Origin of the sequence: Rickettsia endosymbiont of Orchestes rusci, assembly GCF_964030945.1 — a bacterium.
Taxonomy (GTDB): Bacteria; Pseudomonadota; Alphaproteobacteria; order Rickettsiales; family Rickettsiaceae; genus Rickettsia.
Map to the genome: position 1 here is coordinate 671,659 of NZ_CAXIQG010000004.1, position 17,628 is coordinate 689,286.

A 17,628-nucleotide genomic window follows, 5' to 3' on the forward strand; every position below is an offset into this window, starting at 1 on the left:
CTTGACCCACTACTGTACGAACGTTGAAAAAAGGCTGTGTCATGCCGTGACTTGATCACGGCATCCAGGAAAATAAAGCCATATTAGACTTATTTTAGAATCTTTTTATGATATTATAAGCTGGATTCCGTGGTCGTAGCCACGGAATGACAGAATTTTTACCTCTTTATTTAAACGTTCGTACAGTAGTGGGCTTGACCACGGTATCCAGTTCTTACTTTATAATTTCTTCGTATAAATCACACCATTCAGGCGTTGTTGCATGGATGGTTAAAAACGCCCTCGGTGTCATTCCCGCGCAGGCGGGAATCCAGAAAATTATAGTCATCCTGAATTTATTTCAGGATCTACTATAAGGGATGCTGAAACAAGTTCAGCATGACAAGGTAAAAAAGTCTGGATTTCCGCCTACGCGGGAATGACATAATGGGGTGTGGGAATGACATCGAAAATTCGAGCCATGCAACAACGCCCCGTTTTCACGGGAATGACATAAAAGAGTACAGGTATGACACAACTTTTACCTATATTACTTCTCCGGCTAAGCTATTATTTGCTGCTTTAATAATTTTTACGTCCATAATTTTCCCAAGTAAATTTTTATCGGGATTTGCTATATATACCGACTGCATGTACGGTGTTTTGCCGATTATCTGATCGTCAAATTTACCGTTTCGGTCAAATAAAACTTTCATAACACTACCGACACAATTTTCGTTAAAAGCTAATTGCTGATCGCTCAGTTCTTTTTGTAATATGCTAAGCCTTTCCGATTTTATATTTTCCGGTAATTGCTCTTTTAATGCACCGGGCGTACCGGGACGCGGGCTATATTTAAATGAATAGCATTGCCCGTAACCGACTTTGCGAACCAAATCCAAGGTGTCTGCAAAATCTTCATCGGTTTCACCCGGAAAGCCGACGATAAAGTCCGAAGAAAAAACTATATCGGGACGCTCCGCACGCAGGCGGTTAATAACATCAAAATAATAATCCCGCTCATGCTTGCGGTTCATTGCCTTTAAAATTTTATTTGAACCTGATTGTACCGGTAAATGCAAGAAAGGCATTAATTTTTGTTCTAAGCCATGCAGTTTTATTAAATCATCCGACATATCGATCGGGTGCGAAGTAGTGTAGCGAATACGCTCTAAGGTAGGTATGGCGCTCAAATGCTTTATTAAATCTGCCAAACTACAAATTTTATCATCGAGACCTTTACCGTGATAGGCATTAACATTCTGACCAAGTAACGTTATTTCTTTAGCACCGCTTGCAGTTACCTTTAATGCTTCTCTATATATTTGTTCTAGATTCCTTGAAAATTCTGCGCCCCTAGTATAAGGCACTACACAAAAAGTGCAAAATTTATCACACCCCTCTTGTACGGAAATAAAAGCACTAGCCCCCTGAGGGTATAATTGCTCAGGTAATTTATCAAATTTTGTTTCTTCGACAAAATCAAGATTAATCAAATGCTTTTCGTGTCTAACGACTTTTACGATTAGCTCCGGTAAATTATAATATGATTGCGGTCCGACAACAATATCCACATACGGCGTTCTTTGAAAAATTTCTTCCCCTTCCGCTTGCGCAACGCAGCCGGCCACCACGATTATTGCCGGATTTAAACCCTGCCCTTTTCGTTGATCTTGAAGTTTTTTAATACGTCCTAATTCTGAATAAGTTTTTTCTGCAGCTTTTTCTCTAATATGACAGGTATTTAAGATAATAATATCGGCATCTGCCATGCTTTCGGTAGCTTCATAACCAAACGGATAAAGCAAATCCTGCATTTTGATGGAGTCGTAGACATTCATCTGACAGCCGTAGGTTTTGATAAAAAGCTTTTTGCTCATGGTTTTAGGATAGTTATACAAATAAAGTGATAAAGTTATGCTGAGCTCGTTTCAGCATCTATTCAGGATGACGCATAGCATGGATTCCCGTTTTCAGGCGTTGTTGCATGGCTCGATAAAAGCAGCAGTATGTCATTCCCGCGCAGGCGGGAATGACATCGAAAATTATAGCCATGCAACAACGCCCCGTTTTCACGGGAATGACATCAACAACAATCTTAAAAATGTGTTGTAAATCTTAAGTGAAAAGTTTGAGTATCATCATATGGTTTTTTCTTAATCGGGAAGCCCCAATCCATTCTGATCGGTGCAAAACGTGTGACCCAAATAAAGCCGAAACCTACTGAAGCTCGCAATGACTTATCGTTATAAAAGCCGTAAGGTGTTTGAAATTTTTTCTTATTTAAACCTACGCCCCATAGACTTCCTAGATCCATAAAGACGGCACCCGTTAAATTAAATTCTTCAGGTAAAGGAGTAGGGAAATTAAGCTCTGTAGAAAAGGTATAATATTTTTCGCCGCCTAATCCTTCATCAGTAGTTTTTTCACGAGGTCCAACTCCACCGCTAGCGAATCCTCTTAAAGTATAGTCTCCAAGATTAAAACGATCCGAAATACGAACAGTTTTGCCTGCAACTCCTAGGATAGTACCGCCTGATGCCGATAATTTTAAAGTAAGTTTATTATTTATGAAGGATTTAAAATATTTACCGTCAACTTCATGTTTTAAATATTTATTATTTCCGCCGACGCCGGCAAATTCTTGCGTACCGCTTATTAAGTAACCGTTTTTTGGAATAATTCTACTATCCGTTTGATCATAGGTAATAGTCTGACCTATTGCCGAGGTAGTAAATTTCCCCATTTGTTCGGTTAAAAATATCGAATTTGACGGACTTGGAGCATTTAAAGTATCTTGCTTAATCAAATAATCAATTTCATGGCTTAAATCTTCCATAATCTCATAACCGAGCGAAGTTTTAAAACCAATAGAATGTTTTTTATATCCTTGATCTCCTTGAGATAAAAAAGTAGAACCACGACCACTATACTCTCTAAATATATTACCACTAAGAGATAAATCTCTATCTAAAAAATGCGGCTCCGTTATACCGGCATACAAACTAGAGCTTTTTTTACCCATTAGCACGCCGGCATTTAGTAATTTACCGGTGCCGACTAGGTTACGTTCTAAAAAGGATAAACGCCCAAATATCCCGCCGGAGGTATTATACCCAAAGTCAAAGCCGACAGAAGAAGTAGATTTTTCATCAACGTCAATATTAAGGTCGTATTTGTCTTTTTCTTTTGTCGGAGTGACGATAATAGCCACTTTTTCAAAATAATCTAAGTTTCGGAGATTACGTTCGCCTTTTTCTATATAGGTGCGATTAAATATATCCCCTTCTTCAACCTTAAACTCTCTTCTTATAACCTTATCTTCAGTTTTTAAATTATTATTAATGTTAATTTTATTTATAAAAACTCTATCTGCTTTATCGATAATAAATTTAATGTTAATAGTGTGATCTGAATTTTTATTTTCTATATCCGGATAAACATTTACAGCCGGATAGCCCATGCTAGCAAAATATCCGGCAATTTTTTCAGCCGTATTATCTAAAGCTTTCATATTAAAAATATCACCTTGTTTGACGGTAATAAATTTATTAATTTCTGATATATTAATATTCGGTAACTTATTATCGATCGTAATATCACCGAACTTATATTTATCTCCTTCATCTAGCGAATAGGTAAGAGTGAAATATTCTTTAGTAGGGCTTAGTGTTGCTGTTGCCGATATTAATCTAAAATCAGCAAATCCGACTGACTGGTAAAACTCTTTTAATAGCTCTTTATCGTATTCTATGCGATCCGGATCATAAGTGTCGTTAGTTTCTAGAAAACGAAACCATCTAGATTCTCTAGTTAAAATAACGGTTTTAAGTTCACCGTCACGATAATGTTCATTACCGCTAAAATAAATGTATTTTATACCGGTTTTCGGTCCTTCAGCGATATCAAATATAACTTTAACCCTATTATTTTCTAAATTCTCGATTTTAGGTGTTACGGTACTGGAAAAACGCCCTGAACGTTTATATATTTCCAGTATTTTTTTTACGTCCAATTCAATTTTTGCCTGGCTGAGTGACTCACCCGACACGGTATAAATCTCTTTAGCTAGCATTCCCGTTTTTATTTTAGAATTACCGGTAAATACCACGCTACTTATAAAAGGTGTTTCCGTAACGGTAACAACAAGATTACCGCCGTTTAAAAATTTAATATTTATATTTTTAAAAAGCGAAGTAGCATATAAATTTTTAACTGCTTCGTCTTCTTTTGATGAATTATAAACATCACCGACTTTAAGGTTTAAATAGCTCTCGATAGTAGAACGTTCTACTCGATGATTCCCTTCTATCGTTACTTTTTGAATAGTGCCGTCGGCTAATAAAAAATGACAGTAGAAAACAGTTATTGCTATAATTGTTAATTTAATAATTGATCGAATTTTCACCTAAAACCTTCTTTAGATTGTAATTAATAAAAATTTAAAATCGTGTTCTACTATAGTAGATAATATTAATAAGAGCAAGTAGATCGTGCATTAACTTATAATTTACTACAAGAAAATTGCGATTATGAGTAGGCATTGTTGCATGGCTACCGGAATCGTCTGAGCTAAGGAGCGGTAGGCGTTGTTGCATGGCTCAAAAATTAATAAAAATCCGTCATGGCGAAGCCACGAAGTGGCTATGGCCATCCAGGCTATCCCGAATTACATTCGGGATTTAATTAGAATACTAAACGAGTTTAGTATAAAAATATGTTTATACTTAGATGGCCACGGCGCCAAGGAGGCGCCTCGCCATGACGATTCCGGTAGCCATGCAACAATGCCTGCAGGCGCTCGCAATGACGTTGTAGGCATCCCTACACAACAATAACATCCTCTTAAGAAAACAAGCCTTTTATATCATTTGAAACAGAAATTATCATAAGAAAAATTATCATTCCCGCTCCCAATTGTAGTAAAATATTTCTAATACGATTATTCGGTAATTTACCGGTAATTGCCTCATAAATTATAAATATTAAATGCCCTCCGTCAAGAACCGGAATAGGCAAAAGATTAAGCAGCCCTAAATTAATCGATAGCATAGCCATAAACAATAAAAACACACCTGACCCTTGAGCTAGTGACTTGCCGGATTCCTTCGCGATAGTTAACGGTCCACCTATTTCCTCAAAAGATCGCTGCCCTATCACCATTTGAGTAAGAGCTTTCAACGTTAAAGTTGAAAAATTTATAGTAGTGCTAACAGCTTCTACGCCACTTGAAAAAATATTCATTTTAACATGGATAGGTTCATTTTTAGCTATAATCCCTATACGAGTTTTTTTTATTTTTCTTGCTTGGTTAGATGTAGAAAATATTTCTTCAGGTGTCACCTCAATAGTAACTTCTTCTCCCTTCCTTTCGATTAGTAAATTTAAAGGCTGATCGCGGGTAATTAATATCTCATTTTGTAAATCGCTAAAATCTTTAACGATTTTATTATTAATTTTAATAATTTTATCATTTTCCCGTAAGCCGGCTTTTTCTGCGGCAGATGAAGCTATTACTTCCCCGATCACCACCGGAATTTCTACCTTCCCTAAGCAAAAATAAAAGCCGGTAAATATTATAACGGCCAGCAAATAATTAATCATCGGTCCGGCAGCCACGATTAAGAAACGCGCTAAACATGATTTAGCAAAAAAAGCTACTTTTTCATTAATAACTTGTGTTTTATCAATCGTTGATCGATCATAACCGTAAATCTTAACATATCCGCCAAACGGCAAGAGGCAAATTTTCCACCTCACCCCTCTTTTGTCCGTAATGCCTATTAGTTCTCTCCCAAATCCTATAGAAAACTCCTCAACTTTTACCTCAAAAAACCTTGCTGCTAAGTAATGCCCCAATTCATGGATAAATACTAAAATACTAATTGTTAAAATAAATCCAAATATTGATAACATAAATAAATTTTATAAGTTTACTAATAAGAAGTTTTGTTATATCTTGTCATTTCGTGATTTGATCGGCGTCGTTACACGGATAGGCTGAAGCGTGTTCGATGTCCTTCCCGTGAAAACGAGGCGTTGTTGCATGGCTAATAATTTCCGTATTATGGTTATTATAAGTACGGTGTCATACCGTGGCTTGACCACGGTATCCAGAAAAACCTTAATAAAAAGACTGGATGCCGTGGTCAAGCCACGGCATGACACCGAAACACTTTGCAAAAATTTGAGCCATGCAACAACACCGACTTCATTACGAAATCTCTGCTTTTTCTTCATCTATTTTATACATTATGAACTCGAATAAAATCAATAAAAAAACAATAGCACGCATTGCAGCGGTACAAACTATTTATCAATATATGTTACAAAGCTCGGAACAAAATATAGATTCTATAGTAGAAAAAATGATTGCTTTTTATCAAGATGAAAAAACAAGCGATGATTCTGAAACTAATTCACATGAGCATTTAAAAATAACGTTAAACATAAGTCATTTTAAGATGTTGGTAAAGCTAGTAATTGAAAATTCTGAACAAATAGAGCAAATTATCTCTACGCATCTAACAAATACTAAAGATATTACTCATATGCCTATTTTACTTTCGTCATTATTACGTGTTAGTATCTGCGAATTACTGTTTTTTGCCGATATACCGGCTAAAGTAGTAATTAACGAATTTACGGATATCGCTAACGATATGTTAAATGAGCATGAAATAGGCTTTGTTAATTCAATGTTAGATACCATAGCCAAAGAAACTCGACCTCTTACATAACTCTACTTCTAAAGGTAATTTGTACGTAGCACCTAGGCTCAAATCCTCACATACGTTAAGTACACTACGGTTTTGCGCTCCGTGTATTCTTCAAATTCCTCTTTATAAGCGAGTTCTGTAAGGGTCTAGTAAGAAAAATAGAAAAAATCATATGTCAGACAATTTAAAAGGTTATAGAAGTAAGTTCGTTAGAGTTAAAACTTCTAAAAAACGAACAATCTCATCAAATAAATGGCTAAAACGCCAATTAAACGATCCTTATGTTTCTAAAGCTCGCTTAGACGGTTATAGATCGAGAGCGGCATATAAATTGCTTGAGATTCATGAAAAGTTTAAATTATTCAAATCCGACATGAAAATAGTTGATTTAGGCGCAGCCCCCGGCGGCTGGAGCCAAGTTGCGGCAAATTTTACAAAATCTACAGATAGCGATTCAAATAGTAAAATAATTTCCGTAGATTTATTAGAGATTGAACCGATTGCCGGGGTAGATTTTTTTCAAAAAGATTTTTTTGATCAAGAAACGGAAGAGATGATTATAGAAGCTTTGAGCGGCAAAGCCGATATAGTAATGAGCGACATGGCATCAAATACTACAGGACATAAAGCTACCGATCACACTAGGACACTTTTTTTATGCGAGCAAGCTTTTGATTTTGCTCTGAAAATTCTGAAGCCGCACGGGCATTTTATTGCTAAAATTTTTCGTGGAGGTACGGAAACCGAGCTTTTAACTAAAGTTAAACTCAATTTCTCTTTAGTTAAACATTTTAAACCTTCTTCCAGTAGAAAAGAATCTACAGAAATTTATTTAGTCGCTTTAAATAAGCGAAATATCGATACTAAATAAAAAATTATCGAAATTTTATAGCTTAATAGTTGCATAATAATCTCACTCAACGCTAATAATTTACCTTCTTAAATATATTTCATTAAAATTTTCATGGCAAATATTAAATAAAATGCTAATAGTGAAGTGGCATAAAATATATATGGAGAAGAAAATAATGCATTGGCTTGATGTTGAAGAAATTGCTAGTCAGTTAGAAGAAAATTATCATGATGAATACGTCCCGCATATGAAATTATTAGACCTTCAGCAAATGATAACATCTCTAAGCGATTTTGAAGATCACGAAGTAGAAGTACAAAGGGCTACGTTAGAAGAAATTCGCGACAAATGGGAAGAAATAAGAGAAGGATTTAACGAAGAAGATACTGATTAAAAATATAATATTTACGTCAAAAAACATCTTTATTATCTTTATTAAGGTATCTATATCGTTAAATTGATATTATCAGGCAGCAAGATATATAATAACTAACAGTAAAATAGCAATTGCTTGAAAAAATACCCTTAAAGACATTAGCTTTGAGCTAAATTTTTTACCAAACTTCCCGCCGATAGCCATCGATATAACACCTATTGCTAAAACTATAACCGTCAAACTTAAGGCAATTAATATATATATCATATTAATAAATTATTTTTATAATTTTATACTGCTCGTATTTCGAGAATTGAAGATTGTCACCCCCTGACTTGTGCTTTGGTACATGGCTACCGGAATCGTCATTGCGAGGAGGCATTTATGCCGACGCGGCAATCCAGTTAAATATATTTTTATGCTAAACTTGTTTAGCATTCTAATTAAATCCCTCATTACATTCGGGATAGCCTGGATTGCCACAGCCACTTCGCGGCTTCGCAATGACGAGTTTTTTATTAATTTTCGAGCCATACAACAACGCCCCTGACTTAGGAACTAGCTCCGGAAAAGTAAGAACCGGATAACGCGGTAGGGACCTCGGTACGACAACTCTTCAGATTAACAAAATATATATATGGTGCCAATGTGGGGATTTGAACCCCAGACCTACGCATTACGAATGCGCCGCTCTACCGGCTGAGCTACATCGGCATAGAGTCAGTATGTCATTCCCGTGAAAACGGGAATCCAGAAAATATTTAAGCGAATTATATAGTAAATTTTTATATAATTTTGTTTATTTTAAATGTTTTTTCTAGATTCCCGCCTTTAGCTAGAATGACATAGGGCGCGCGGGAATGACATCGAAAATTCGAGCCATGCAACAACGCCACGTGAATCGGAAAATAATATACGTGAAGTATTTCGAGAATTGGATTTTATTTTGAAGGGTGAGTGCACGGAGCGTACACTTAGTACGTGAGTACACGAATCCCTGATAAAATAAAAAAACAATTCTTGAAAGACGAGCAGTATATTAATTCAATACATTCGACCATTCAGGATCGGAAGCGTCTTGCGGCGTTATAATTTCCCTTTCATTATAGCCTGTTATATCTATTGCGTAAATCTTATTTTTACCGGCAACTTTACCTCTTGACGGCCATCCTTTAGCAAACATAATAACACGACCGTTAGGTGCCCAACAAGGTCCTTCTACCAAATATCCGCTAGTAATTATCCTTTCGCTATTTTCATCTGCTTCACCGTACGGCTTCATAACTCCGATAGTAAAACCTTCACCTCTAGTAATTTTAGTAAATACGATATGATCTCCTTTCGGTGACCAGCTCGGTGCGGCATAAGATCCTCCGCCGAAGCTAATACGCTGTACATTCGTCCCGTCGGAATTCATAATATATAATTGGCGCGTGCCGCTTCTATCGGAATTAAATACTATTTTGCTGCCGTCCGGCGAATAGGTCGGCGAAGTATTAATACCGAAACCATCGGTTAACCGGCGAAGATTTTTAGTTGCCAAGTCAATTTCGTAAATATGAGTCGAACCGTTTTTTGCTATCGACATCACTGCCTTGTTGCTATTAGGAGAAAAACGCGGAGCAAAAGACATGCCTGAAAAATCACCTACTACGCTTTCTTTACCTGTTTTTAAATCTCGTTCATAAACAAGAGCTCTTTTTTTCGCGTATGAGACATAAAAAATCTTATCTGATGAACATGAAAATCTCGGCGTTAATGCAAGGGTTTTACCGTCGGTAAGATATCTATGGTTAGCACCGTCATAATCCATTAACGCTATTCTTTTTACCCTCTTTAAATATGGTCCGGTTTCTGAAACATACACTATTTTAGTATCAAAATAACCCTTATCGCCGGTAATTTTTTCATAAATTTTATCGGCGATTTTATGCGCTACTCTGCGGCTTAAATTTGCGGATACCTCAAATATTTCACCGACAAGCTGTTTTTCTAGCGTTGTATCCCATAATATAAAACTAATTTTAAGCTTCCCGTTAGAAAGCTTCTCAACTGAACCGTTTATTAACAGGCTAGCATTAATTTGTCGCCATGCGGCAAAAAGCGGCTTATGCCCTACCCCTCTCTTTTCTTCTATAAAAGAGACAGAAGAAATTGGACGAAATAGACCCGAAAGTTTTAAATCATTGGCAATAACTTTAACTATTTCATTCCCGATTTCATTATCTTCACTATTATCCGCGTCGAATTTATTGACTGCCACCGGCGTCGGATTAGCTTGCCCACGGTCTATATTTATAGTTTCAATAGCGTAACTATTTAAGCCAAATAGTAATAATATAAAATATACGATGCCATATATGATGTTTTTCACTTAAAAATACTCCGATTTTTATAATGTAATTTTATCTTAATAATAGCTACACAGTGGACAGCTAAAACGTCATTGCGAGGAGGCAATGCCTGGATAGTAAAAGCATCTTTTATGTCATTCCCGCGCGGCATTGTTGTGTGGTTCCAAATCCCCCGTTATTGCGAGGAGGGACGTAGTCCCGACGTGGCAATCCAGGAAAAAAAATAGCGAAAACTGCTATGAAATTTATTATTTTCTAGATTGCCGCGCTCCTTGCAGTCGCTCGCAATGACGTTTGGGGTATCCACGCAACAACGCCTTCCCGCGTAGGCGGGAATCCAACCTTATTTATGTCATGCTGAACTTGTTTCAGCATCTCTTGTATTAGATCCTGAAATAAATTCAGGATGACTTAAAAGTATTTTTCTGGATTCCCGTTTTCACGGGAATGACACCCTAGGTATTTTTACTTATCCATTCACAACTTACTCGGATCGAAACTAAAATTAATTTCTTTCCAATAATTAAAACGTGCCGGTTCAAGGTTTTCGATAGGGCTTGCTTGCCACACCGCTCTAACTGCACTATCGACTAATGCCTCGCAAACACTACCGGCAATATTAGGGCAAATTGCTTCTTTAATTTTCACTTGTTCCACATTGCCGATTTTATCTAAAGTAATATTTAAAATTACCTGTACTTTGTTATTATTTCGCGCACCTGCCGGAATATTATTCCACTGTCTTTCAATTTGTTTTTTTATTAATGCCATTTCACTAATAGAAAGCGGTGAACCTTCTCTATAGTTTCCTTTAGATTCTTTTCCTTTATCCTCTTGCTTTGATCGCGAATATTTACTTGATTTTAAATTATTTCCTTCAGAAGATTGCTCTAGATTTTTCAGCAGCGAATCTAAATCATCGGTATTTTTTTCCTTCTTTTTTATTTCTTTCGGCTTTTCTTTTTTTATTTGAGCTTCTTTTTTAATTTCCTTTACCGGTGGTTTTTCTTCCGGCTTTTTCTCTTCGAGCAATTTTTCCTCTTGCGGTTTCTCTTCCGGAATAATTTCCTTTTTTTCTTCTAGCGGTTTTTTCTCTTCCTCTATCGGTTTTTCTTCTTGCACTTTAGGTTCTATAGGCGGTTCTTCCTTCGGCTTCTCTTCCGTTAATTTTTTATCAGGTAAATTTTGCTCCTCGCTAACTTTCGGTTTACTCTGTTCTGATTTCTTAGCATCCTCATTTTCAACAGGTTTTTCTTTTTGTTTTTTCTGTGTTATAATGTTAGATTTATCACTAATCGGCAACATTTCAAAGGTTATTATTTGCTCTTCCGGTAATTTCTCAAAAAGTGAAGGTACGCCGAATAGAAAAAAATACAGCACAAATAGATGGAGCGCAATCGAGCAACTAAGAAAAATAAGGAAATTATTATACTGACGTATATCACCTGATTTTTGAATATCTTTATTTTTCATTATGCTTAACATTTGAAATAAGAGCTACTCTTGAAAAACCGGCGGCATGTATTTCGGCAACTACCTCCACCACTTCCCCATAAGATACGTTTTTATCACCTCGTACAAAAATTCTTGTGTCTTTTTTTTCTTTAGTAATATTTGCAAGCTTAGCTGTTAAAGTTTTTCTCTCTATTGGAGTTTCAAGAAGAAAAACCTCGCCTTTATTATTGATACTAATAACGAGCGGCTCATCCTGACCTGAAATAGGACTAGAATTTGTTTCAGGTAAATCAACGTTAATGCCCGATACTAGCATCGGCGACGTAACCATAAAAATAATTAACAGCACTAGCATTACGTCCACTAGAGGCGTAACATTGATTTCGCTTACCAACGCCCTTTTATTTCTTCTAATGCCTGAATTTCCCAGCTTAATAGCCATTACATTTTCTCCTGATCAATCGCTTTAGAAAGTATAGAATTTAATTCACTAATAAAATCTTCAATTTTGTTGTTCATAAAAGTTATGCGAGCAGCAAGGTAATTGTAAAAAATTACCGCCGGAATTGCGGCAAATAAACCGATTGCAGTGGCAAGCAAAGCCTCGGCAATACCCGGTGCTACAACCGCTAGGGAAGTATTTTTTGAAGTAGCAATAGACTGGAAGCTATGCATAATTCCCCAAACCGTACCGAACAAGCCTATAAAAGGTGCGCTAGAGCCGACAGTTGCTAAAAAACTTAAATTTTTCTCTAACTTTTCGATTTCTCTATTTTGCGCTAAATACATCGATTGCACTATTCTATCCTTATGACTAGTTTTTAGAGCGTCGGAAAGCCCTTTAGTATTTAGGCTTTTACATTCATCCATAGCCGATACGAATACTGAAGCAAGAGGATTGTTAACTGATCTTTTAATATTCTCATATAAATGATCCAAGACCCCGCCGGACCAAAAAATACTTTCAAAAGCCGTAATTTTTTTCCTTATCTGCATTAAGCGAAAAATTTTATCAAATATAATAGCCCATGACCAAATAGAGGCAATTACTAACATTAGCATAACGGATTTGCCTATAATATCGGAAGAGCTTATTAAAACAAAAATTGAAAAATGATCTTGCGTTACGACTTCTAAGGTTTCTTGAATATTTGGAGTTGTACTCATTGAATTACACTAGTTATTTACGTTAATAAATTATATATATTTATTTTAACTTTGTCATTAGGTTCTGTGAATAGCGTTGTTGCATGGCTCGAATTTTTGCAAAGTGTTTCGGTGTCATCTAGTGGCTTGACCACGGCATCCAGTCTTTTTATTAAGGTTTTTCCGGATACCGTGGGAGGGGCCTAGGTATGACAAGTTTTAAGCGATTTTAACCATCCACACGGGCATTACCTCCTCACAACGGTAATTTATTGCAATAGGTAACTACTTGCTCAAAACTCATTAAATACTCTTCTTCTTTATCTAAATCTTTTATTTTTAGGTTATTATTTTCTTGCTCGGTATCGCCGATAAAAATAACAAAGCCGGCATTATCGGCAATTGCCCGCTGCATTCTTTTAGTCATTTTTCCTGCAGCATCCATAATTACGGGAATATTTTGCCCCCGTAACTTATCGGCAATTATTAAACAATGCTCAATATTATTATCCTTGATAGGCAAAATAAATACGGGTCTTATTGAAGATATATTATATTCTTTCATTAAGGCAAGCCTTTCAATTCCGGCAGCAAAACCGATAGCAGGGACATTTTCCCCGCCCATAATTTTACTAAGACCGTCATAACGCCCACCGGCAAGGATAGTCGATTGCGCGCCGAGTTTTTTACTAGTAAATTCAAAAGCAGTATGGCAATAATAATCAAGACCTCGCACTAAACGGGGATTTATATTATATTTGACGTTTAATAAATCTAGATATTTTAGCAGTTCGGCAAAATATTTTTTAGATTCATCGGTATAATATTCGGATAAAATCGGAGCGTTTACTATTATTTTTTGATCATTTTCATTTTTGGAATCAAGAATTCGCATAGGATTTTTAAGCAGCCTTATTTTGCTCTCCTCTGATAATTCATCCTTAAAATCATTGAGATATTCTACTAATTTCTGCTGATAATTTGCTCTAGACTCCGTGCATCCTAGAGAATTAAGCTCTAAAATTGTGTCCTTTTCGATTTCAAGACTTGTTAAGATATCTACTGCAAGCTTTATAACTTCAGCATCGGAATAAGAGCCGTTAGCCCCGATATACTCATAATTTAATTGGTGAAATTGTCGCTGTCTACCGGCTTGCGGTCGGTCATATCTAAAAACAGGACCGTATGAGAAAAACTTTAGAGGGAGTTTTTGTTGCAAGCCGTTTGAGATAACAGCTCTCATAATTCCCGCGGTAAATTCCGGTCTTAGCGCAATAGATTCATCGCTTTTATCTAAAAAACTATAAATTTCTTTACTGATAACGTCAGAACTCTCGCCCATAGAGCGATTAAAGACTTTAGTATATTCAAGGATCGGCGTACTCATCGGCACATAGCCGTATAACTCACCAATCTCTCTTGCCTTTTTAATTATAAAGTCATGCACTTTATAATCATCCGGCAATAGGTCTTTCATTCCGCGTAAAGGTCTAAGCTTATCGGTCATTTTGGCTTATCTATAATTTATTTTATGGCATTCTCACAACTTTTTATGTCCTTCCTGCTGCCCTTTATGTCATTCCTGCGAAGGCAGGAATCCAGGCTAAAAAGCCTTAGCTTGTAAGGCTTTTTTCTATATAATTGTAAGTTATCGTTACATCTTTAGTTTAATTTTTCTGGATTCCCGTTTTCACGGGAATGACATCGAAAATTCGAGCCATGCAACAACGCCGCCGCTGCAAGTCGCGCGGCAATCCGGGAAAAAATAGCAAAAAATGCTATGAAAATTATTATTTTTCTGGATTGCCACGCCGCTTGCAGCGGTGAGCCATGACGGATAATGGATTCCCGCCTGCGCGGGAATGACATAAATCTCAGCTATCCAATTTGAATCAGTACACTTACACCCGTTCTTTCTTCACAAAGAATGATCTAACAATATACAAACTAAATATTATAATAAACCAATATATTAAGGCACGTCCTGCTATTAATAAATTAAACTCCCCATCATACATTTGTATAAACAACAAATACAAACAAGCCAGTAAAATAAACGGTGCAATAATAAATACAATAGGACATTTAAAGGGACGTTGCGCATTTGGTAATTTAATTCTAAAAAGCATTACTATTATAGCAACGGTAGTATAATCGATTAGCGAACCCATGGATGTTAATTGTATTGTAATTTCGGTAGGACAAAAACCTCCTAACAATGCTGCAAGCGCTGAAAATATTATAATCGTAACATATGGACTATCATATTTAGGGTGGAGCTTGGCAAAACTTTTTGGCAATAAAACGTCACGAGCAATTGCATAAAAAATACGAGAAGTACCGTAAATATTCATCATCAGCACGGTCATCATTCCGCAAACCGCACCGGTTGCAACGATAGCCGAACCGATTTTGCTATTATTAAGAGATAAAGCATAAGCAAGCGGTTGATCATTATTTAGTTGATCAAACGGAGCTATACCGGTAACAAGTCCCGCCATCACTACATAAACTAAAGTTGTCAAAACCAGTGAACCTATAATGCCAATCATTATATCACGTTTCGGATTTTTACATTCTTCAGCAGCAGTTGCAATCGTCCCAAAACCTGTAAATGCTAAGAATAATATTGAAGAACCGACCAAAACATTACTAAAGCCGAACGGCATAAAATTTCCCCAATTCGTGGCATCAAAATGCGGAGCAGCAGCTAGTATAAAAGCAAATATTGCCCCCATTTTTACGAAAACTAAAATTGCATTTAGTTTTTTGCTGTCTTTAGTACCTAAAAATAAAATAAATCCAATAAATACTGAAATTAAGAAAGCCGGTAAGTTTATTATTCCACCGTTCGCCGGTACGGTCGTTAACATTTTCGGTAAATATACCCCGCCTGCTTCTAATATTCCTTGAAAATAACCTGACCAGCCGGCAGCAACAATCCCGGCTGCCACACCAAGCTCAAGAATTATTACACTACCTATTAACCAAGCAAATATCTCACCAAATGCAACATAGGAATAAGTATAAATACTTCCGGAAGTTGGCAGCATTGTTGCAAGTTCCGTATAAACAAGAGCCACAAAAATACAAGTAACACCGGCAATTGCATAAGATACCATTACTGCCGGACCGGAATATTTTGCGGCAATCATTCCTGTTGTAACAAATACGCCGGTACCGATCATTGCCCCAAGCCCTAGCAGTACTAAATCAAATGCTCCAAGAGTTTTACTAAGACCGCTGCTGCTTCCTAGCTCTTTTATCGATTCAAAACTTTTCTTCTTTAAAAAACTCATTATTTCCTCAAATTATAAAATAAATTTTTATGTCATTCCCGTGAAAACGGGGCGTTGTTGCATGACTACCGGAAGCGTCATGGCGAGGTGCCTCTAGTGTTGTTGCATGGATGGTTAAAAACGCTCTCGGTGTCATTCCCGCGCAGGCGGGAATCCATTCTTGTCATGCTGAACTTGTTTCAGCATCTCTTGTAGTAGATCCTGAAATAAATTCAGGATGACTATAATTTTTCTAGATTCCCGCCTGCGCGGGAATGACATCTTCAGATACTATTCCTTAAGTTAACTCCTAACAAAAATTACCTTATCTCCCTAGTAATCCAGCCGCCGCCAAGTACCCTGTCGTTATCATATATAACGCATGCCTGACCCGGAGCTACCGCTTTTTCCGGCGATAATAATTTTATTCTCATCTCGGAATCGCTTATTTTGCTTACATAAGCAGGAGTCGGCGGTCTCATTGAGCGAATTTTAACGGTTACTTCAAGTTTTTCTCCTTCCTTAATCCCTTTCCCTAGCCAATTAACGTCTTTAATAATAAATTCGCAAGCTTTTAAGGCCGATTCCGGTCCGGCATATATAGTTTTTGTTACGGGATCGATTTTTACCACATATAGAGGCTCATGAAATGATATCCCAAGCCCGCGACGCTGACCGACGGTATAATTAATTATCCCCTCATGAGTACCGAGTTCAAAACCGTTAACATGAACTATTTTACCTTTTTCATTAGCATCGAGACGAATTTTACTAATTACCGTGCGATAATCGCCATCGGGTACAAAGCAAATATCTTGGCTATCCGGTTTATCCGCTACTCCTAATCCAAATTTATTTGCCGCACGCCGCGTTTCTTCTTTAGTCAAATAGCCTAAAGGAAAATGCAAATAATCAAGTTGATCTTTAGTAGTAGCAAATAAAAAATAACTCTGATCTTTTAGCGGATCAAGCCCCGTATGTAGCTCTGCTCCTTTATTTCCCATAACTTTCCGAACGTAATGACCGGTAGCTAAGCCCCCTGCTCCCAGTTCCTTTGCCGTTTTAAGTAAATCTTTAAATTTCACCGATTGGTTACACTGCACGCAAGGCAAAGGAGTTTCCCCTTGCATATAACTATCAACGAAATTATCGATTACCGAATCTTTAAATTTGCTTTCATAATCAAGCACGTAATGAGGGATACCTAGCTTTGCCGCCACCATTTTTGCATCATAAATGTCTTGCCCCGCACAACAAGCGTTTTTTTTACTAACGGCTAAACCGTGATCATATAATTGCAAAGTAATACCGATGACCTTATACCCCTGTTCGCACAGCATAGCGGCAACGGTAGAGCTATCAACCCCTCCCGACATTGCTACAACTATAGTAGAGTCCTTATTTATCAAGTTCATCATAGTAAAAAATATTTAGTGTACTCAAAAACTTATTACGCATAGATTAAATA

General features: G+C 36.8%; 26 protein-coding genes and 1 tRNA gene. 7 read left to right on the forward strand and 20 right to left on the reverse strand.

The features are described from left to right. Nucleotides 1-146 precede the first annotated feature (146 nt). The gene (locus AAHM91_RS07380; RefSeq protein WP_341793805.1) at nucleotides 147-356 is read left to right on the forward strand and encodes a hypothetical protein; all 210 of its coding nucleotides are present in this window, start codon (nucleotides 147-149) and stop codon (nucleotides 354-356) included. A 17-nt stretch (nucleotides 357-373) separates the two neighbouring features. Here the strand turns inward: AAHM91_RS07380 and AAHM91_RS07385 are convergent, their stop codons facing one another. Both AAHM91_RS07385 and miaB read right to left on the reverse strand, forming a co-directional pair. Then, a complete protein-coding gene (locus AAHM91_RS07385) occupies nucleotides 374-517 on the reverse strand; it encodes a hypothetical protein (RefSeq protein ID WP_342270372.1) in 144 nt (47 codons plus the stop codon). 7 nt (nucleotides 518-524) lie between these two features. Continuing rightward, complete coding sequence (miaB, locus tag AAHM91_RS07390; protein ID WP_342270751.1) at nucleotides 525-1,859, reverse strand: tRNA (N6-isopentenyl adenosine(37)-C2)-methylthiotransferase MiaB; 1,335 nt, start codon at nucleotides 1,857-1,859, stop codon at nucleotides 525-527. A gap of 37 nt (nucleotides 1,860-1,896) precedes the next feature. Here miaB and AAHM91_RS07395 point away from each other — a divergent pair, with 37 nt between their 5' ends. Beyond that, entirely contained in the window at nucleotides 1,897-2,094 is a 198-nt protein-coding gene (locus AAHM91_RS07395; protein ID WP_342270373.1) for a hypothetical protein, read from the forward strand. On the opposite strand, the gene bamA is transcribed toward AAHM91_RS07395, so the two are convergent. Both bamA and AAHM91_RS07405 read right to left on the reverse strand, forming a co-directional pair. Beyond that, nucleotides 2,078-4,387: an outer membrane protein assembly factor BamA gene (gene bamA, locus AAHM91_RS07400; protein ID WP_253307926.1), complete on the reverse strand. Its 2,310-nt coding sequence runs from the start codon at nucleotides 4,385-4,387 to the stop codon at nucleotides 2,078-2,080. The genes AAHM91_RS07395 and bamA overlap by 17 nt on opposite strands. A 34-nt stretch (nucleotides 4,388-4,421) precedes the next feature. After that, nucleotides 4,422-4,577 (reverse strand): hypothetical protein, encoded by a 156-nt coding sequence (locus tag AAHM91_RS07405; RefSeq protein WP_342270374.1) that lies wholly within the window; start codon nucleotides 4,575-4,577, stop codon nucleotides 4,422-4,424. Here AAHM91_RS07405 and AAHM91_RS07410 point away from each other — a divergent pair. Beyond that, the gene (locus AAHM91_RS07410; RefSeq protein ID WP_342270375.1) at nucleotides 4,572-4,817 is read left to right on the forward strand and encodes a hypothetical protein; all 246 of its coding nucleotides are present in this window, start codon (nucleotides 4,572-4,574) and stop codon (nucleotides 4,815-4,817) included. The genes AAHM91_RS07405 and AAHM91_RS07410 overlap by 6 nt on opposite strands. 7 nt (nucleotides 4,818-4,824) lie before the next feature. Here the strand turns inward: AAHM91_RS07410 and rseP are convergent, their stop codons facing one another. Continuing rightward, entirely contained in the window at nucleotides 4,825-5,895 is a 1,071-nt protein-coding gene (gene rseP, locus AAHM91_RS07415) for an RIP metalloprotease RseP (protein ID WP_342270376.1), read from the reverse strand. A gap of 130 nt (nucleotides 5,896-6,025) precedes the next feature. Here rseP and AAHM91_RS07420 point away from each other — a divergent pair, with 130 nt between their 5' ends. From AAHM91_RS07420 to iscX, 4 genes are all read left to right on the forward strand, one after another. Continuing rightward, complete coding sequence (locus AAHM91_RS07420) at nucleotides 6,026-6,247, forward strand: palindromic element RPE4 domain-containing protein (protein WP_341793797.1); 222 nt, start codon at nucleotides 6,026-6,028, stop codon at nucleotides 6,245-6,247. Further along, complete coding sequence (nusB, locus tag AAHM91_RS07425) at nucleotides 6,234-6,719, forward strand: transcription antitermination factor NusB (protein ID WP_341794137.1); 486 nt, start codon at nucleotides 6,234-6,236, stop codon at nucleotides 6,717-6,719. Before AAHM91_RS07420 ends, nusB begins: the two co-directional genes overlap by 14 nt. 151 nt (nucleotides 6,720-6,870) lie before the next feature. Further along, complete coding sequence (locus AAHM91_RS07430; RefSeq protein WP_341793796.1) at nucleotides 6,871-7,569, forward strand: RlmE family RNA methyltransferase; 699 nt, start codon at nucleotides 6,871-6,873, stop codon at nucleotides 7,567-7,569. 142 nt (nucleotides 7,570-7,711) lie between these two features. Continuing rightward, the gene (gene iscX, locus AAHM91_RS07435) at nucleotides 7,712-7,945 is read left to right on the forward strand and encodes a Fe-S cluster assembly protein IscX (RefSeq protein ID WP_342270377.1); all 234 of its coding nucleotides are present in this window, start codon (nucleotides 7,712-7,714) and stop codon (nucleotides 7,943-7,945) included. A gap of 72 nt (nucleotides 7,946-8,017) precedes the next feature. On the opposite strand, the gene AAHM91_RS07440 is transcribed toward iscX, so the two are convergent. The 15 genes from AAHM91_RS07440 to mnmA all read right to left on the reverse strand — a co-directional run bounded on the left by AAHM91_RS07440 (nucleotide 8,018) and on the right by mnmA (nucleotide 17,578). Next, on the reverse strand, nucleotides 8,018-8,194 hold the full coding sequence (locus AAHM91_RS07440) for a twin transmembrane helix small protein (protein WP_341793794.1): 177 nt from the start codon (nucleotides 8,192-8,194) through the stop codon (nucleotides 8,018-8,020). Nucleotides 8,195-8,209: 15 nt separating this feature from the next. Beyond that, nucleotides 8,210-8,461 (reverse strand): hypothetical protein, encoded by a 252-nt coding sequence (locus AAHM91_RS07445; RefSeq protein WP_342270378.1) that lies wholly within the window; start codon nucleotides 8,459-8,461, stop codon nucleotides 8,210-8,212. Between the two features lie 104 nt (nucleotides 8,462-8,565). Then, nucleotides 8,566-8,641, reverse strand: a tRNA-Thr gene (locus tag AAHM91_RS07450). 325 nt (nucleotides 8,642-8,966) lie between these two features. Beyond that, nucleotides 8,967-10,289 carry a Tol-Pal system beta propeller repeat protein TolB gene (tolB, locus tag AAHM91_RS07455; protein WP_253310055.1) on the reverse strand — a complete coding sequence of 441 codons (1,323 nt, stop codon included), beginning with the start codon at nucleotides 10,287-10,289 and terminating at the stop codon, nucleotides 8,967-8,969. 8 nt (nucleotides 10,290-10,297) lie between these two features. Beyond that, a complete protein-coding gene (locus AAHM91_RS07460; protein ID WP_342270379.1) occupies nucleotides 10,298-10,432 on the reverse strand; it encodes a hypothetical protein in 135 nt (44 codons plus the stop codon). A 24-nt stretch (nucleotides 10,433-10,456) separates the two neighbouring features. Further along, entirely contained in the window at nucleotides 10,457-10,588 is a 132-nt protein-coding gene (locus tag AAHM91_RS07465) for a hypothetical protein (RefSeq protein WP_342270380.1), read from the reverse strand. A gap of 170 nt (nucleotides 10,589-10,758) precedes the next feature. Next, complete coding sequence (locus AAHM91_RS07470; RefSeq protein ID WP_410526164.1) at nucleotides 10,759-11,766, reverse strand: energy transducer TonB; 1,008 nt, start codon at nucleotides 11,764-11,766, stop codon at nucleotides 10,759-10,761. Continuing rightward, nucleotides 11,744-12,178, reverse strand: a complete 435-nt coding sequence (tolR, locus tag AAHM91_RS07475) for a protein TolR (protein ID WP_342270382.1) — start codon at nucleotides 12,176-12,178, stop codon at nucleotides 11,744-11,746. The genes AAHM91_RS07470 and tolR overlap by 23 nt, the downstream gene beginning before the upstream one ends. Then, nucleotides 12,178-12,903: a protein TolQ gene (tolQ, locus tag AAHM91_RS07480; protein ID WP_342270383.1), complete on the reverse strand. Its 726-nt coding sequence runs from the start codon at nucleotides 12,901-12,903 to the stop codon at nucleotides 12,178-12,180. Before tolQ ends, tolR begins: the two co-directional genes overlap by 1 nt. Before the next feature lie 235 nt (nucleotides 12,904-13,138). Continuing rightward, complete coding sequence (gene hisS, locus AAHM91_RS07485) at nucleotides 13,139-14,389, reverse strand: histidine--tRNA ligase (protein ID WP_342270384.1); 1,251 nt, start codon at nucleotides 14,387-14,389, stop codon at nucleotides 13,139-13,141. A 155-nt stretch (nucleotides 14,390-14,544) separates the two neighbouring features. Further along, on the reverse strand, nucleotides 14,545-14,751 hold the full coding sequence (locus AAHM91_RS07490) for a hypothetical protein (protein WP_342270385.1): 207 nt from the start codon (nucleotides 14,749-14,751) through the stop codon (nucleotides 14,545-14,547). A 32-nt stretch (nucleotides 14,752-14,783) separates the two neighbouring features. Beyond that, on the reverse strand, nucleotides 14,784-16,181 hold the full coding sequence (locus tag AAHM91_RS07495; RefSeq protein WP_342270386.1) for an amino acid permease: 1,398 nt from the start codon (nucleotides 16,179-16,181) through the stop codon (nucleotides 14,784-14,786). Nucleotides 16,182-16,188: 7 nt separating this feature from the next. Beyond that, nucleotides 16,189-16,317 carry a hypothetical protein gene (locus tag AAHM91_RS07500; RefSeq protein WP_342270387.1) on the reverse strand — a complete coding sequence of 43 codons (129 nt, stop codon included), beginning with the start codon at nucleotides 16,315-16,317 and terminating at the stop codon, nucleotides 16,189-16,191. Further along, nucleotides 16,314-16,442: a hypothetical protein gene (locus AAHM91_RS07505; RefSeq protein WP_342270388.1), complete on the reverse strand. Its 129-nt coding sequence runs from the start codon at nucleotides 16,440-16,442 to the stop codon at nucleotides 16,314-16,316. Before AAHM91_RS07505 ends, AAHM91_RS07500 begins: the two co-directional genes overlap by 4 nt. Before the next feature lie 38 nt (nucleotides 16,443-16,480). Beyond that, a complete protein-coding gene (gene mnmA, locus AAHM91_RS07510) occupies nucleotides 16,481-17,578 on the reverse strand; it encodes a tRNA 2-thiouridine(34) synthase MnmA (protein WP_342270389.1) in 1,098 nt (365 codons plus the stop codon). Nucleotides 17,579-17,628: the final 50 nt, after the last annotated feature.